Source organism: Aquabacterium sp. CECT 9606 (genome assembly GCF_918741295.1).
Lineage (GTDB): Bacteria > Pseudomonadota > Gammaproteobacteria > Burkholderiales > Burkholderiaceae_C > Aquabacterium.
In genome coordinates this window covers 483,360-498,878 of the sequence record NZ_CAKKNB010000001.1, presented here as the reverse complement: position 1 = coordinate 498,878, position 15,519 = coordinate 483,360, and the positions used below count along the sequence as shown (strand labels likewise).

18 protein-coding genes are annotated in these 15,519 nt (G+C 65.1%); 5 read left to right on the top strand and 13 right to left on the bottom strand.

All coding sequences use genetic code 11. The features are described 5' to 3' along the window. Nucleotides 1-46: 46 nt before the first annotated feature. The 6 genes from LQ232_RS02330 to LQ232_RS02305 form a co-directional block, all read right to left on the bottom strand. On the bottom strand, nucleotides 47-1,168 hold the full coding sequence (locus LQ232_RS02330; RefSeq protein WP_230178528.1) for an iron-sulfur cluster-binding domain-containing protein: 1,122 nt from the start codon (nucleotides 1,166-1,168) through the stop codon (nucleotides 47-49). Continuing rightward, nucleotides 1,161-2,306: an acyl-CoA desaturase gene (locus tag LQ232_RS02325; protein ID WP_230178526.1), complete on the bottom strand. Its 1,146-nt coding sequence runs from the start codon at nucleotides 2,304-2,306 to the stop codon at nucleotides 1,161-1,163. The genes LQ232_RS02330 and LQ232_RS02325 overlap by 8 nt, the downstream gene beginning before the upstream one ends. Before the next feature lie 257 nt (nucleotides 2,307-2,563). Beyond that, on the bottom strand, nucleotides 2,564-2,770 hold the full coding sequence (locus LQ232_RS02320; RefSeq protein WP_230178524.1) for a DUF3606 domain-containing protein: 207 nt from the start codon (nucleotides 2,768-2,770) through the stop codon (nucleotides 2,564-2,566). 47 nt (nucleotides 2,771-2,817) lie between these two features. Then, nucleotides 2,818-4,011: an MFS transporter gene (locus LQ232_RS02315; RefSeq protein ID WP_230179700.1), complete on the bottom strand. Its 1,194-nt coding sequence runs from the start codon at nucleotides 4,009-4,011 to the stop codon at nucleotides 2,818-2,820. 47 nt (nucleotides 4,012-4,058) lie between these two features. Next, entirely contained in the window at nucleotides 4,059-5,354 is a 1,296-nt protein-coding gene (locus LQ232_RS02310; RefSeq protein WP_230178522.1) for an ATP-binding protein, read from the bottom strand. After that, complete coding sequence (locus LQ232_RS02305; protein ID WP_230178520.1) at nucleotides 5,351-6,094, bottom strand: response regulator; 744 nt, start codon at nucleotides 6,092-6,094, stop codon at nucleotides 5,351-5,353. The genes LQ232_RS02310 and LQ232_RS02305 overlap by 4 nt, the downstream gene beginning before the upstream one ends. Before the next feature lie 184 nt (nucleotides 6,095-6,278). On the opposite strand from LQ232_RS02305, the gene LQ232_RS02300 reads away from it, so the two are divergent. Both LQ232_RS02300 and LQ232_RS02295 read left to right on the top strand, forming a co-directional pair. Then, nucleotides 6,279-6,707: a DUF2147 domain-containing protein gene (locus LQ232_RS02300; RefSeq protein ID WP_230178512.1), complete on the top strand. Its 429-nt coding sequence runs from the start codon at nucleotides 6,279-6,281 to the stop codon at nucleotides 6,705-6,707. Further along, on the top strand, nucleotides 6,704-7,873 hold the full coding sequence (locus LQ232_RS02295) for a cytochrome c biogenesis protein DipZ (RefSeq protein WP_230178510.1): 1,170 nt from the start codon (nucleotides 6,704-6,706) through the stop codon (nucleotides 7,871-7,873). The genes LQ232_RS02300 and LQ232_RS02295 overlap by 4 nt, the downstream gene beginning before the upstream one ends. A gap of 6 nt (nucleotides 7,874-7,879) precedes the next feature. Here LQ232_RS02295 and LQ232_RS02290 read toward each other — a convergent pair whose 3' ends face one another. Continuing rightward, nucleotides 7,880-9,076, bottom strand: a complete 1,197-nt coding sequence (locus LQ232_RS02290) for an acetate/propionate family kinase (protein ID WP_230178507.1) — start codon at nucleotides 9,074-9,076, stop codon at nucleotides 7,880-7,882. 2 nt (nucleotides 9,077-9,078) lie between these two features. Then, entirely contained in the window at nucleotides 9,079-10,479 is a 1,401-nt protein-coding gene (locus LQ232_RS02285) for a bifunctional enoyl-CoA hydratase/phosphate acetyltransferase (RefSeq protein WP_230178505.1), read from the bottom strand. Between the two features lie 139 nt (nucleotides 10,480-10,618). Here LQ232_RS02285 and LQ232_RS02280 point away from each other — a divergent pair, with 139 nt between their 5' ends. The 3 genes from LQ232_RS02280 to LQ232_RS02270 all read left to right on the top strand — a co-directional run bounded on the left by LQ232_RS02280 (nucleotide 10,619) and on the right by LQ232_RS02270 (nucleotide 12,148). Next, entirely contained in the window at nucleotides 10,619-11,011 is a 393-nt protein-coding gene (locus LQ232_RS02280; protein WP_371820131.1) for a heme-binding protein, read from the top strand. 69 nt (nucleotides 11,012-11,080) lie between these two features. Next, nucleotides 11,081-11,524 (top strand): carboxypeptidase-like regulatory domain-containing protein, encoded by a 444-nt coding sequence (locus LQ232_RS02275; protein ID WP_230178501.1) that lies wholly within the window; start codon nucleotides 11,081-11,083, stop codon nucleotides 11,522-11,524. Between the two features lie 33 nt (nucleotides 11,525-11,557). After that, nucleotides 11,558-12,148, top strand: a complete 591-nt coding sequence (locus LQ232_RS02270; RefSeq protein ID WP_230178499.1) for a lipocalin family protein — start codon at nucleotides 11,558-11,560, stop codon at nucleotides 12,146-12,148. An 11-nt stretch (nucleotides 12,149-12,159) separates the two neighbouring features. On the opposite strand, the gene LQ232_RS02265 is transcribed toward LQ232_RS02270, so the two are convergent. Genes LQ232_RS02265 through LQ232_RS02245 form a run of 5 tightly spaced genes read right to left on the bottom strand, consistent with a single transcriptional unit; the run spans nucleotide 12,160 to nucleotide 15,514 of the window. Then, on the bottom strand, nucleotides 12,160-12,978 hold the full coding sequence (locus tag LQ232_RS02265; protein WP_230178496.1) for a hypothetical protein: 819 nt from the start codon (nucleotides 12,976-12,978) through the stop codon (nucleotides 12,160-12,162). A gap of 53 nt (nucleotides 12,979-13,031) precedes the next feature. Further along, the gene (gene arsH, locus LQ232_RS02260; protein ID WP_230178488.1) at nucleotides 13,032-13,769 is read right to left on the bottom strand and encodes an arsenical resistance protein ArsH; all 738 of its coding nucleotides are present in this window, start codon (nucleotides 13,767-13,769) and stop codon (nucleotides 13,032-13,034) included. After that, nucleotides 13,735-14,172 (bottom strand): arsenate reductase (glutaredoxin), encoded by a 438-nt coding sequence (gene arsC, locus LQ232_RS02255; RefSeq protein WP_230178486.1) that lies wholly within the window; start codon nucleotides 14,170-14,172, stop codon nucleotides 13,735-13,737. Before arsC ends, arsH begins: the two co-directional genes overlap by 35 nt. Continuing rightward, nucleotides 14,169-15,200, bottom strand: a complete 1,032-nt coding sequence (arsB, locus tag LQ232_RS02250) for an ACR3 family arsenite efflux transporter (RefSeq protein WP_230178484.1) — start codon at nucleotides 15,198-15,200, stop codon at nucleotides 14,169-14,171. The genes arsC and arsB overlap by 4 nt, the downstream gene beginning before the upstream one ends. Continuing rightward, the gene (locus LQ232_RS02245; RefSeq protein WP_230178481.1) at nucleotides 15,197-15,514 is read right to left on the bottom strand and encodes a helix-turn-helix transcriptional regulator; all 318 of its coding nucleotides are present in this window, start codon (nucleotides 15,512-15,514) and stop codon (nucleotides 15,197-15,199) included. The genes arsB and LQ232_RS02245 overlap by 4 nt, the downstream gene beginning before the upstream one ends. Nucleotides 15,515-15,519: the final 5 nt, after the last annotated feature.

Here is a 15,519-nt window from a genome sequence, read left to right as displayed (position 1 = left end):
GCGGCATCGTGCAGCATCTGGTTACCAGAGCCACAGGCCCACCCGGTCAGGCGTCGAGCACCAATTGGCGTGAGGCGGGGTAGGCTGTGCACAGGTACACCGCCTTGCCCAGCGAATTGCCACTGACCTGCCCTTCATGCACCGTCAATTTGCAGGTGCCGCACATGCCTTGGCAGCAGCCTGATTCGAGCAGCACGCCGTGGTCCAGCCCCAGTTGCAGCAGCGTCTTGCCCTGGTCCTCTTCGGTCAGGGTGATGCGGGTGTTCAGGTGCTGGAAGAAAACTTCGGCACCGGCAATTTCAAACTCGGCTCCCGGAGAGGCCGAAGGCGGCTCGGCCACCACGAAACGCTCGGTGTGCACGCGGCCCAGGTCCACGTTCAAGGCACGCAGGTGCTCGATCATCTGCGTCATGAAACCGATGGGGCCGCACAGGTAAATGTCGCGGTCCAGCAGATCGGGGCAATGCTTTTGCAGTTGCACGGCGTCCAGCCTTGGCGCCAGGCCGGGCAGGCAGACCTGCTCGGCGCTCAGGCCGCTCAGCGCCGTGGTTACGTTCAGGCCGTCTTGCGCCCATTGCTGCAGGGTCTCCCAGAAGATCACCTCTGAAGCCTGGCGGAACTGGGCCATCACCTGGATGTCAGGGCGCTCGGCCTCAGGTTGTGCCAGCAAGGCGCTCACCATCGAGTGGCAGGGCGTGATGCCTGAGCCCGCGCACAAGAACAACACCTTGGCCTGGCCCTGGTGGCAAAAGCGGCCTTGGGGGTGGCCGATTTTCAGCGGCATGCCGGCACGCAGGTGCTGGTGCATCCACCGGGAAGCCTGGCCACCTTCCGTTTGCTTGACGGTGATGCTGAAGCGATCATTCGGCAGGCCCGACAGGCTGTAGTAGCGGCGAACCGTGTCACCGCCGATGGGCAGGAAGACCTCGACGTGCTGGCCGGGCTGGAAGCCGCGCCAGTGCTGGTTGGGACGCAGCACAAAGGTCTTCACGCCAGGAGCTTCGTCGATCACCTGCTCCACCAAGGCCTTGAGCTCGTAGGTCCACAGGAAACCGTTGAACCAGCGGTTGAAGTCGGTCATCGTGTTGCTGACGACGTAGTCCACCCACTCAGGGGCCACGGCGTCCAGCGCCCAGCCATTGACCCGGGCCAAGGCGCGGTCAAGCATGGCGCGCGCCTTCCACCGGCTCGCCGTTCACATCGGCCTTGGGCGGGAAGGAGAACTTCCACATCACGGCCATGTAGTTGCGGATGGCGTGGAACCACGTCGGGTTGCACTTGTAGGGCAGGCCGTGGCGCTTGCACACCTCCTGCACTTCCAGGGCGATGTCCGGGTAATGGCGCGAGGGGATGTCGGGGAAGAGATGGTGCTCGATCTGGTAGTTCAGGTGGCCCCACAGGATGCTCATGGTGCGGCTGCCCTTGAAGTTCACGCTCGAATCGAGTTGCGTGAGGTACCAGTGGCCCTTGTGCTTCAGCGCATCTTCGGGCTGCAGGGGCTCGGTCAGGTGCGTGGCCTGGATGGTCAGGCTGATCCAGTAGTTGTTGATGCCATCGACCAGCATGTTACCCAGCATCACCTTCCAGAAGGAATAGCCGGTGGCCAGCGCCAGCAACGGGAACAGCAGGTATTCCTTGAACATCACGCGGCTGATCGACAGCCAATGGCGGCGCTTGAGTTGCGCATCGGTCACGCCCGGGTGGTGCACGGGCGCGTAGCCTTCGTTGCCCAGCGGGAATTTTTCTTCGCGATAGGCCTGACGAAAGCCCAGGTTCTGCGCGTTGAAGCCGTACAGCACGATCGGGTAGGCAATGAACAGGTACATCGGCACCTGCCAGCGGTGCATGCTGTTCCACGGCTGCTTGTCGTTCATGCGCAGGATGCCGTGGTTCAGGTCCGGGTCCATCTCGTACACATTGGTGTGCACGTGGTGCAGGCCATTGTGTTCACGGCGCCAGCCTTCTTCGTCAACCGGGGCCTTCCACTTGAAGTTGTGCGAGTGGAACTGCGGGATCTCGGCAAAGCTGTCGTATTGCCCGTGCAGCACGTTGTGCCCGATCTCGATCGATTCGAGGTTGCGGTGCAGCAGGGTGAAGGCCACGCCCAGGCTGAAGGTGACGGGTTCGGGGCTGATCCAGATCAGGCCACGGCCCACCAATTCCGCCAGGCGGGATTTCAGGCGCAGGCCTTTGATGTACTTCACATCGGCAGGGCCCAACTTGGCGCGGTAACGCTGCTTGATGGCTTCAAATTCGGCTTCGATCTGGTCGTATAACGCGGTGCGTTCGGCGCAAGAGGGGTTCATGAATGACAGGTAATGCTGAGCTTGCGGGATGGTAACGATTTGCGTTCATCGATCGATGGGCACTTTCCCCACAAAAAAGGCTGTAAAGCCCCTCATGGGCACACAAATTGCCAACAATTTCTGATTTGACCCCTGTTGGCCAACCAATCCCAGGGAGCCGCGATTTTGAGCCTCAATCCGCCGCCCTCGCCGAAGAGCGCCGCGATTTCTTTCTCTTTCTGGGCGAAGGCGAGCTGGCCCGCTTGATGCGGAGGCGGTCAGCTCGAGTGCGAGTGGCCGGAGCTTTCCTGCTCCTGCAGGTATTCGGCGATGTCGTGGGCATGGTCTCCCACTTCGTCAATGGCATTTTTCAGCAGTTCGCGCGAGATGCCGAACTTGCGCGTCCAGTGGCTGACCTCGTAGTCCTCGTTGAAGTTGATGCGCAAGCGGTCGCTGCCGCTGCGGCTGTGGGTGTTGTCGATCATGGTGGTTCTCCGTTGGATCACCTTTTCCGGCAAACACCGTTCCCGCATCACATGGACCGCAAGTGCCGGGCGGCCACCAAGGCCAGGACGATCAAGGCGCCCGCGAATGCCACCACCGCGGGCCAGCCGCCTTCGGCCCAGAACCAGCCCCCCACCGAGCCCATCACGCTGGAGCCCAGGTAGTAGGCCCACAGGTACAGCGAGGCCGCGTGGCCTTTGTGGCCCTGCGCCAGGCGCCCCACCCAGCCGCTGGCCACCGCATGGGCGATGAAAAAACCAATCGTGAGGGCCACGATCCCGGCGATCACGCCCCACAGCGAGTGCGACAAGGTGAGCGCCAGGCCCAAGGCCGAGATCGCGATGCCCGCGCTCATGACCAGGCTGCGCCCCAAGCGGTCGGCCAACGCGCCGCCCGCAGACGAGGCCGCGATGCCAAACAAGTAGGCCATGAAGACCAGGCTGATGGCCGTCTGGCCCAAACCAAACGGGGCTGCCATCAACCGAAATCCCACGTAGTTGTAGACCGTGACGAAGGCACCCATCATGAGGAAGCCCACGCTGAACAGCAGCGGCAGGCCAGGATGGCCCAGGTGCTTGGCCCAGGCCCTGATGTGGTAGCCCGGGTCAAAACCAGGACGACGCACGAAGTGGCTGGAGGGCGGCAGCAGCGCGATGAAGCCCATCGCTGCCAGCAGACCGACCACGCCCACGGTGCCCATGGCCATGCGCCACGAGGTCCACTCGGTGAGCACGCCGATGCCCACGCGGCCGATCATGCCGCCAAAGGCGGTGCCGCTGACGTACAAGCCCATCGCCAGACCCAGGCCCCTGGGGTGCATCTCTTCGGCCAGGTAGGCCATGGCCACCGCAGGCACGCCACCCAGCAGCAACCCTTCCAAGGCGCGGGCCACCAACAAGGCGTGCCAATCGGGCACCAGCGCGGCCGCGATGTTCAGGCAGGCGGCCGCGCAGATGGAAGCGAACATGAGCCCGCGTCGACCCAGCACTTCCGACACCGCGCCAGCGAACAAAATGGCCACCGCCAGAAAACCCGTGGACAGCGACAGGGCCAATGAGCTCTCAGCCGGGCTGACGCTGAAGTCGTGGGCAAAGGCCGGCAGCAAAGGCTGCACGCAATAAAGCAGCGAGAAGCTGGCAAAACCGGCCAGGAAAAGCGCCAGGCTGATCTTGCGGTAGGCGGGCGACCCGCGCTGGGCGCGCGTGTCCACGTCCAGCAGCATGGTGGGTTCAGAGTGAATCGGCACGTGGGCATCATGCCCTGAGCCGCTCACCCCTGCCGGGGCAAGGCCAGGCGGGCCTGCAAGCCACCCCGGGGCCGGTTGTGCAAACTCAACGTGGCACCCAATGCGCCGCTCAGCCGGTGCGCGATGGCCAGGCCCAGGCCGCTGCCCCCGGTGTCGCGGTTGCGCGAGGCCTCCACGCGGTAAAAGGGCTGCAAAACGGCCAGCAACTGGTTGTCCGGCATGCCGGGGCCCTGGTCCAGGACATCGATGAACAAAGCCGAATCGGACTGGCTCACCACCACCTGCGCCTCCCCTGCGAACTTCAGGGCGTTGTCCACCAGGTTCATGACGATGCGCTTGAGAGCTTGGGGCCGCGTGCTCAGGGTGATGTTGCTGGGGCCGAGCAGCTCAACCTGGCGGGCCGCATCGCGGTAGTCGCACACCAGGCCATCCAGCAAAGCCTGCAGATCGACGGATTGCATCTGTTCCAGGGCAGCGTGTGCGGTGCGGGCGTAGGCCAAGCCCTCCTCGACCAGGTGCTGCATGTCGAGCAGGTCGGCTTGCAGCTTGTCGCGCAGGGCTTCGTCGGGCATCAGGTCGGTGCGCACGCGCATGCGGGTGATGGGCGTTTGCAGATCGTGCGAGACGGCGGCGAGGATCTGCAGGCGCTCGGCCAAGTGCGCGGCAATGCGCCGTTGCATGGTGTTGAACGCGGCAATGGCCCGGCGCACTTCGGCGGGCCCCTGCTCGGGCAACTCGGCCGCCTGCGGGTCGTCGCCCAGGCGGGTGGCGGCGCTGGCCAGATCACTCAGGGGCCGCGTGGCCAAGCGCACGCCCCACCACACACAGCCGCCCACCATGGCCAGTTGCAGCGCCAGCAGCAGGGCCGTGGTGGTGCTGACCATCTTGCGGGGCGTCATCAGATGCAGGGTCAAGGGTGTGCCATCGGCCAGGCGCAGGCTGAACACGGTGCGCGAGGGGTCTTCCACGCCCACGCCCAGCACGCGGCCGGGGCCCAGTTCAGCGTTCAAATTGGCGGCCAGCGTTTGCGCGATACCGACGGCATCGGCCCGCTGGCGCGAGGGTGTCTCATCCAGCGTGAAGCGGTAATTGGGCCGTTGGAGCTTGCGCAACCACGCCACCCGCTCAGCCGCAGGCAAGCGGTCCAGCATGGCCACCGACGAGACGACATCGCGGCCCACGTAGGCCAGCATCATCGACTCGGCCAGGTCGGCACGTTCGCGCATCACGGACCAGAACGACAAGGCATAAGCCGCCGTCAAACCGGCCAGCAGGATGGCGGCCACCCGGCCGAACAAGGAGCGTGGCCACAGGCTCATGGGCTGCCTTTCACATGCTCTCGCACTTCGGCGCAGAACACATAGCCTTCGCTGCGCACGGTCTTGATGTAGCGGGGCTCGCGCGAACCATCGCGCAGCCGTTGCCGCAAGCGGCTGATGAGCAGGTCGATGGAGCGGTCAAACGGATCGGCGTCGCGGCCTTGGGTCAGGTTCAGCAGTTGGTCGCGGCTGAGCACGCACTGGGCATGCTCCATCAGCACGCGCAACAGGCGGTACTCGCCCCCGGTGAGCAAGACCAGCGTGCCTTGGCCATCCACCAGGTGGCGGGCGGTGGTGTCCAGCAGCCAATCACCGAACGCCAGCCACCGGGCCTGCTGCACGGGCCGCAAATTGGGCGGCAACATGCGCGTGCGGCGCAACACCGAGCGGATGCGCGCCAGCAACTCGCGCGTGGCAAAGGGCTTGGTGAGGTAGTCGTCCGCGCCCATCTCCAGGCCGAGCACGCGGTCGGCCTCTTCGCTGCGCGCAGTCAACATCAACACGGGGATCTGCACGGCGTCGCGGGCCCGCAGGTCGCGGCACAGGGCCAGGCCATCCTCGCCGGGCAGCATCACGTCCAGCACGATCAGGTCGACGCGGGCGGTGGCCAGCACCTGGCGCATCTCGCGCGCATCGCACGCGGTGCTGACGCGGTAGCCGCTGGCCTGCAGGTACTCGCTCAGCAGCATCAGCAACTGGCGGTCGTCGTCCACCAGCAGCAAGTGATCTTGTTCTTCCATGGGCAACACCATAAGGTCAATTCAGGCCGCTTTGCCCGCGCTCCCGCCCAGAGTTTTGTATCGCAGTTTGTCTGCGGGGGCTGGGGACAACTCGGCTTGCAAATCAAGCGGGCCCAGACATGCCCTGGCACGCCAGCCCACCTGTAATGGCGATGTCGTTCACACCATCACAGGAGCTCATCCCATGCATACATTCACCTTGATCGCCGCCGCCATGCTGTGCCTGAGCAGCGGGTCCGTCCACGCCGCCACGGCTGAGCCGCAGGGCCGCTGGATCACGGCCAGCGGTAACCTGGAGGTGGAGGTGGCGCCCTGCGGCCAGGCCCTGTGCGGCATCGCCACCCGTGTGCTGGCCAACCGGTCAATGAGTCCTGGGGGTGAGACCATGGACCCGGTCGACCGGCGGCCCGCGCTGGGCATGACGATCCTGAGCGACTTCCGGCCCGATGACGATGAGCCCTCGCAATGGCAAGGCCAGATCTACAACCGCGAAAACGGCAAGACCTACCGGTGCCAGATGTCCATGGGGCCACAAGGCGAGTTGGTGCTGCGGCCGTACATCGGCTTGCCGCTGTTCGGCAAGACGCAGGTCTGGCACCGGGTGCAACCATGATGGCCGCCTCGTCTTGGCCGCTGGCCTTCGCAGGACTGGCTGGCGTGGCCACCGTCGCCAGCCCGTGCGTGCTGCCCGTGCTGCCCGTGTTGCTGGGTGTGTCCGCCAGCGGGGCAGACCGCGCTCGCCCGATCTTCATCATCATCGGCTTCGTGCTGAGCTTTGCCGCGGTGGCCTTGCTCTTTGGCGCCTCCACCCGGGTGCTGGGCCTCACGCCCGAATCGGTGCGGGTGGTCGCCGCGTGCGGCATGCTGCTGGCCGGCGTGCTGATGGTCTGGCCAGCGCTGGGCGAGCGTGTCATGGCACCGCTGGGCCGTGTGGCCAACGTGGCGCAAGGCTGGGGCGGGCAGTCCACGCACCCCCCCCTGGGTGGCCTGTTGCTGGGCGCCACACTGGGGGTATTGTGGACGCCGTGCGCGGGCCCGGTGCTGGCGTCGGTCCTGGCGTTGGTGGCCAGCCAGGCCTCCACTCAGCAGACGGCGCCCTTGCTGCTGTCGTATGCCGCCGGGGCCGGCCTGCCGATGCTGGCCATTGCCTATGGCGGGCAGGCGATGACGCACAAGGTGCGCTTCTTCAGCCGCCACGCGGCCCGATTCAGGCAAGGCTGCGGCGTGCTCGTGGTGTTCTCGGCCCTCGCCATGGCCGGGCAACTGGATGCACAGGCCAGCGCCTGGTTGAGCCAGGCCTGGTCAAGCCAGGTTGAGCCCACACCAGCCACCCATCAAGCCGCCAGCAATGCGCCCGAATTCACCGGCATCCACCAGTGGCTCAACAGCCCACCGCTCAGCATGAAGGGGCTGCGCGGCAAAGTGGTGATGGTTGATTTCTGGACCCACGCCTGCGTCAACTGCGTGCGCACGCTGCCGCATGTTCAGCGCTGGCATGAGCGCTATGCCGCACAAGGCTTGGTGGTGGTGGGGGTTCACACGCCCGAGTTCGCGTTCGAGCGGTCAACCGACAGCGTGCAGCAGGCCATCCGGCGCCATGGGCTGACCTACCCCGTGGCCCAGGACAACCGCTACCAGACCTGGAACGCCTATGGCAACCGGTACTGGCCCGCCATCTACCTGGTCGACCGGCAAGGCCGCATCGTGTTCACCCATTTTGGCGAAGGCGATGAAGCAGCGATTGAACAACGCATCCAGAAGCTGCTGGCCGCCCCCTAAGCCCGCCTAAGGCGTGGTGGACTGGCGGTGGTGGATGCCCACGGTGTCGTTGGCAATGACCTGCTCTTCATCGGTGGGCACCACCAGCACTGTCACGCTGCTGCCGGGTGCGCTGATCACCGCATCGTGCTGGTCGTTGGCCTGCGGATCAAGCCGCAACCCCAGCCAGGCCAGGTGCTCGGCCACCGCCGACCTCACCTGGGGCTGGTGCTCGCCAATGCCGGCCGTGAACACCAGCGCATCCAGTCCATTCAAGGAGGTGGCCAGGCGGGCCACTTCGCCGGCGATGCGCAAGGCGAACAGGGCCAGCGCCTCACGCGCTTCGGGCTGCTCACTGGCCTGCAACTGGCGGGCATCGGCACTGAAGCCCGACACACCCAGCAGGCCCGACCGGTGGTAGAGCAGGTCTTCCACCTCGTCCAGGCTCAGGCCGCCCGGCCCCATCAGGTGCAGCAGTACACCGGGGTCGAGCGCCCCGCAACGGGTGGCCATGGGCACGCCATCGAGCGTGGAGAACCCCATGCTGGTGTCCTGGCTGATCCCATCATGCAGGGCGCACAAGCTGGCCCCGCTGCCCAGGTGCGCCACCACGACCTTGCCCCGCTTCAAGGCCGGAAAGCGGCGGGCCAATTCGCCTGCGACGTATTGGTACGACAGGCCATGGAAACCATAACGCTTGACCCCTTGATCAAAGAAAACGCGGGGGATGGCGAAGCGGCGCACCAGGTCGGTTTGCGATCGGTGGAACGCGGTGTCGAACGAGGCCGCCTGCAGCAAGCCGGGCCGCAGGTGCCGGATGGCCTGGATCAAGCGCACCCCCTGGGGTTGATGCAGGGGCGCCAAAGGCACCAGCTCGGCCATGGCCGCCAGCGTGGCATCGTCGATGGCCACGGGCCCGTCGAAGCGATCCCCCCCGTGCACGATGCGGTGGCCCACCGACACCAGGTCATCCAGCTTGAAATGCGATGCGAACCAGCCCAGGGTTTCATCGAGCACCTCGTGCAGGTCTTCGGTGGGCCGGGCGTTCAGCACGATGTCTTGTGATTGGCCGGTTCCGGACACCTGCAGCCGCAAAGGCTGCGCGCGCAAATCGATCACGCCCTTGCCGACCTGGGTGGCTTGCCCATCGAGCACGCTGAACAAACCCATCTTGATGGACGACGAGCCGGCGTTGAAGGTGAGCACCAAGGGTTGGCGGCCCATGTTCAAACCACCTTGACCTGTTTGCGCTCGGACACCAGCTTGGCCAGCGCGGCCGAGGCCAGGCGCACACGCAAGCTGTCCGAGCGGCTGGTCAGGATGATGGGCAGCCGGGCGCCCAGCACCAGACCCGCCGCGTCGGCCCCGGCAAAGTACATCAACTGTTTGGCCAGCATGTTGCCCGCCTCCAGATCGGGCACCAGCAGGATGTCGGCCTGGCCCGCCACCGGCGAGCTGATGCCCTTGGTGCGGGCCGCCGCCAGGCTGATGGCGTTGTCGAAGGCCAGCGGCCCATCCACCAAGGCGCCCGTGATCTGCCCACGCGAAGCCATCACGGTCAGGGCCGCGGCGTCCAGTGTGGTGGGCATCTTGGGGTTCACGGTTTCCACGGCCGCCAGCACGGCCACACGGGGTTGCTCGATGCCCAGCAGGTGCAAGAGGTCGATGGCGTTCTGGCAGATGTCGCGCTTTTGCTCCAGGGTGGGCGCGATGTTGATGGCCGCGTCCGTCACGATCAGGGGTTTGTCATAGGCGGGCACGTCCATGGCGTAGACGTGGCTGATGCGCCGGTCGGTGCGCAGGTTCGAATTGGCCCCCACCACGGCGCCCAGCAACTCGTCGGTGTGCAGGCTGCCTTTCATCAGGGCCGCCACCTTGCCGGCCGCGCCCCACTCCGCCGCCAGGGCCGCGGCGGCATGGCTGTGCTCCACCGACTGGATCTCGATGCCCGCCAGGCTGACCTGGGCCGCCTCGGCCGCCGCGCGGATCTTGGCCTCGGGGCCGAACAGCACTGGGTCCAGCAGGCCCTCATCGCGAGCCTCGATCGCCGCCTTGATCGCATCGGGCGAACACGGGTGCACGATGGCCGTGCGCAGGGCCGGGAACTCCTGGGCCTGCTTGATGAAAGCCTCGTAGCGGTCATGTCTCCGCACCGAGACCTCGGGCGGGGTCTGGGCCGGCCAGATGACGGGCGCGGCCGGTGCGATCACAGTCGCGGTGCCCTGCAAGACGACCTCACCGTTCTGGTTGAGGCAACGGGTGTCCAGCAGCACGACACGCTTGTCCGGGTGCTTCTCCTTGACAGTGACCGAGGCCGTGATGGTGTCGCCCGGGATGACCGGGTGCCGGAACTGCAGCTCCTGTCCCAGGTAAATGGTGCCGGGCCCCGGCAGGCGGGTGCCCAGCAAGGCCGAGATCAGTGAGCCGGTCCACATGCCATGGACGACCACGTGGCCGAACAGGTCGCTGGAGGCAAATACCGTGTCCATGTGCGCGGGGTTGACATCGCCCGACATCGCCGCGAACAGGTCGATGTCATGCTGACCGGCGATGCGCACCAGCGACGCGGTCTCGCCGATGGCGATTTCTTCAAAGGTCCGGTTGCGCAATACAACGCCATCGTTCATGGGTCCGCCTCGTGCTTGAAACAAGGTTCAGTGTAAGCAAAGGCGCACAAGCCGGCATGGCCTTTGCACGTGGTCTCACCCTGTGACCCGATCTGGGGCGCAATCATCAAGGGGTGCAACCGTGATCAGCAAACAGGTGATGACCAGCGAAGACGCGCTCAAGGCCTTGCAAGCGGCGCAAGAAGAAGCCCGCGCGCACCAGTGGGCCGTGTCGATCGCGGTGTGCGACGACGGGGGACACTTGCTCGGTTTCGTGCGCATGCCCGGGGCGAACATCGCTTCGGCCACCATCTCGCAGTCCAAAGCCGCCACCGCGGCCCACATGAAGCGCGAAACCAAGGGCATCGAGGAAATGATCAACGCTGGTCGTTTCGCGTTCCTGTCTGCCCCAAAGCTGGAAGGTTTGCTGGAAGGCGGGATCCCGGTCATGATGAACGGGCAATGCGTGGGCGCCGTGGGCGTGAGCGGCGTCAAGCCCGGCGAGGACGCCCAGATTGCGAAGGCCGCGGTGGAGGCGGTCGTCACCAGCTAGCTGGCTTGAAGAGGCAGGCACGCCGATTGCCCTTCATGGTGAGTTCACCAGGATTTCAGGAGCATCGCGATGACCAAACCTCTTCACACCAGCTGGGCTGCCGGACTGACAGCATGGGTCTTGCTGCTCTCGACCGCCCAGGCCTGCGGAGGGCAACTCGACGCCTTGCCAGCCGAGAAAACCAGCATGGGCGTCACTTACGTGAGTGGCGGGATTGGTCTGGACGAGTCAGGGGCCTTGAAGGTGGCGAGAAAAGATTACTCGCTCGACATTGAAACTTTTCAATTGGCCAATGGCAAAAACGAGTACATCGCCGCCGTGCCCGTGACCATCACGCGCCCCAACGGCCAGTTGGTGTTCCAGGCGCCCACCGACGGGCCGTTCACCCTGTTGCGCTTGCCACCCGGCACCTACCTGGTCAAGGCCAGCCACCAAGGCCAGACCCAGCAACGCCAGGTCCAGGTGGGCACGGGGTTGGGCGCCAAGGCCTCGTTCGTCTTCAAACCCAGTTAAGCCGGATCAATGACCGCCTTCACGAAGGATTCAATGAAATTCCACTTGATGCCCCTGGCCCTGTCACTGGCCATTGCCCTGGGTGCCGCCTCGACATCGGCCACCGAGCTGGCGCCGCTTCAATCGGTGGAGTCGGTCAATCTGAACCGCTACCTCGGTCGCTGGTATCAAATTGCCCACTACCCCAACAAGTTCCAGGCCCAGTGCGTGAGCGACACCACCGCCGACTATCGCCTTCTGCCAACGGGGCGCATTGAAGTGGTCAATCAGTGCAAAACCGCCACGGGCATGACCGACAAGGCCGTGGGCGAGGCACGCCTGGCCCAGCCCCGCATCCTGGGCATCCCCGTGGGCAAGGTGGTGAGCACCTCCAAGCTGCAGGTGCGTTTCGCGCCCGCTGTGCTGGGTTGGGTGCCTGGCGTCTGGGCACCTTATTGGGTGGTTCAGCTGGCACCCGACTACCGCTACGCGGTGGTGAGCGAGCCGGACCGCGACTACTTGTGGATCCTCTCCCGCACGCCCACCCTGGCCGCACAGGACAGGGCGGCCATTGACGCCCAGTTGCAGCAACAAGGCTTCGACCTGGCACGCCTTCAGGAAGACCCACACACCGCCCAACCCTGAGCGGGATCGGCTCAGGGCCTGAGCAACTTGCTCGTCATGGGCCCCAGGTTGCCGGGGTAATGCTCGCCGTCGTAGTGCAAGGTGGTCACCGTCCTTTTGCGGATGGGGGCTTGGCCTTTGTCCCGCGGACCGGGCCCATGCGACTGAATGCGGGCCGTCACGTTCAGATCGCGCCAACCGCGACTGGTGCCGGTCCCCAGCGTCAGGATCAGGTCGGCCTCGTTGATGGTGTCGACAGAGCAGGCATCGATGTTGTCGGCCAGGTTCCACTTGGCCACGCTCCACACGCGCAAAGGCTGTCTGTTCAACACCGGACGCAGGCCCTTGCCGTCTGGCACCAGCAGTGTGAGGAAACGGCTGCTGCCCCCATCGGCACATTTGGGGCTGTGGCCAATGTCCATGCGCACCCCGAACGCACGCACCTCGGGGGCCAGCTCGTACCGCCCCGTGTCGATCGACAAGCTCGTGTCGGTGAGGCGGATGCCGGGGTTCAACTCCACCTTTTCCTGGTGCAGGTGCTTGACGTTGGCCCGACGGGCATCCACCACGGCCACCGCGAAGCCTTTTTGGTCGGATACCGGCTGGCCCGCGTCGTCATGCAGGTCATGGAACAACGCGACGATGGTCCAGGCGCTGTTCTCTGGGTGCGCCTTGCACACCAGGTCGATCACATCACCGCTTTGGCCGCCCTGAGGAAAGGCGATGCCCAGGGGCTTTTGCAATGCACGGGCCACCGCAGGCACATCGCAGCTCTGCGGTTCGCGGGCCATGGCGGGCGAGGTGGTCCACCACCCCAAAGCCAGCATGAGGACGGTCAAATGAGTTCTCATCGCGCAGATCGTAGCGCCAACCACGCACATGGCGCCCAGGCACCCGATTTTGTTCAGACTGCCGGCAGGTTCACGCGCTTGCTCAAGGCCTCGGCCGACTCCCGCCGCTCGCTGTACCGGTCAAGCAGGTGGCCGGAAACATCGCGCGTCAGCAAAGTGAACTTGACCAGCTCCTCCATCACGTCCACCACCCGCTCGTAGTAGGCCGATGGCTTCATGCGCCCCACCTCGTCGAACTCCAGGAAAGCCTTGGCCACCGACGATTGATTCGGGATGGTGATCATGCGCATCCAGCGCCCCAGAATGCGCATCTGGTTGACGGCGTTGAACGACTGCGATCCCCCCGACACCTCCATCACCGCCAAGGTCTTGCCCTGCGTCGGTCTGATGGACCCCACACTCAAGGGAATCCAGTCGATCTGCGATTTCAGGATCCCGGTCATGGCGCCATGCCGTTCAGGCGAACACCACACCATGCCCTCCGACCACTGCGCCAACTCGCGCAGCTCCTGCACCTTGGGATGGCTGTCCGGCGCCGAGTCGGGCAAAGGCAGGCCCGTGGGATCGAACACCCGCACGTCGCCGCCCATGGCCTCCAGCAGACGTGCCGCCTCCAGCGTCAACAGCTTGCTGTAGGAACGCTCGCGCAAGGAACCGTACAGCAGCAGAAAGCGCGGCGCGTGCGTTGACCTGGCCGCGTCCTGCAGGGTCTGCTGGCCCGGCACCTTGAACAGCGCAGGATCGATGTTGGGCAGATCAGGATGGGCGGTGGACACGGCGACCCTCCGCATCGATCACCACTTCGCCATCTTCCTTGGTGAACGCGCCCTGTTGAGGCGCGGGCAGGATGTCCAGTACCAGCTCGGACGGGCGGCACAGCTTGGCCCCCAGGGGCGTCACCACCACGGGCCGGTTCAACAAGATCGGATGCGCCACCACGAAGTCCAGCAATTGCTCGTCGGTCCAGTGGGGGGCATCCAGTCCCAGCTCGTCGTAGGGTGTGCCTTTGCGGCGCAGCAGCTCGCGCACCGGGATGGCCAAGGCGGCCAGCAGCGCTTGCAACTCTTCGCGGCTGGGGGGCGTCTTCAGGTACTCGATCACCTCGGGCTCGGCCCCGCTGTTGCGAATCAAAGCCAAAGTATTGCGGGAGGTGCCGCAGGCCGGGTTGTGGTAAATCTTGATCATCGTGCTCATGCGCCTCGCGCTCCTTGTTCATACCAGCCCTTGCTCCGGTTGACCACGTGGACCACCAGCAACATCACGGGCACCTCGATCAGCACGCCCACCACGGTGGCCAGGGCCGCACCCGAGTCGAACCCAAACAGGCTGATGGCCGCGGCCACCGCCAGCTCAAAGAAATTGCTCGCGCCGATCAGGGCGGAGGGGCAGGCCACGTCATGCGATTCACCCACCCGGCGGTTGAGCCAGTAAGCCAGGGCCGAATTGAAGATCACCTGGATCAGGATGGGGACCGCCAACAGCGCAATGACCACCGGCTTTTGAAGGATGGCCTGGCCCTGGAAGGCGAACAGCAGCACCAGGGTGGCCAGCAAGGCGGCGATCGACCAAGGGCCGATCCTGGCCAAGGCGGCCTCCAGCGCAGCAGGGCCGCGCGCCAGCAAGGCGTGGCGCAACAGCTGCGCCACGATCACCGGGATCACGATGTACAGCACCACCGAGGTGATCAAGGTGTCCCAAGGCACGATGATCGCCGACATGCCCAGCAACAGGGCCACGATGGGCGCGAATGCGAACACCATGATCGCGTCGTTCAGTGCCACTTGCGACAAGGTGAACAAGGGGTGGCCTCCTGTGAGCCGGCTCCACACGAACACCATGGCCGTGCAAGGCGCCGCGGCCAGCAGGATCAGGCCGGCGATGTAGCTGTCCAGTTGGTCGGCCGGCAGGTAAGGCGCGAACAGGTGCCGAACGAACACCCAGCCCAGCAAGGCCATCGAGAACGGTTTGACCGCCCAGTTCACGAACAGGGTGATCCCCATGCCTTTCCAGTGCTGGCGCACTTGCGACAGGCTGGCGAAATCCACCCTCAGCAGCATCGGGATGACCATCACCCAGATCAGCAAACCCACCGGCAGGTTGACCTGGGCGACTTCCAGGTGGCCAATGGCCTGGAACACCTCGGGCATGGCCTGCCCCAACGCGATGCCGACCAGGATGCACAGGAACACCCACACAGAGAGGTAGCGCTCGAACCGGCTCATGACTTGGCCTTGCGTTGCACGACACAAGGTTGCCCCTGACAACAGTTGTCGTTCAGGTAGGACAGCAAACCGTTCATGTGCTCGAAGGCGGCGCGGTAGATCAGATGGCGGCCGTCGCGCTCCTGGCTGACCAGTTCGGCATGCAGCAGTTCCTTGAGGTGGAAGGACAAGGCCGAGCCCGGCACTCCCAGCGATTCGCTCAAGTCGGAGGGTGTCAAACCCGCCGGCCCCGCCACCACCAGGGCGCGGAACACCCGCAGCCGAACCACTTGGGCCAAGGCGGCCAGGGATTTCACAACGTCTTGTTCTTTCATTATTC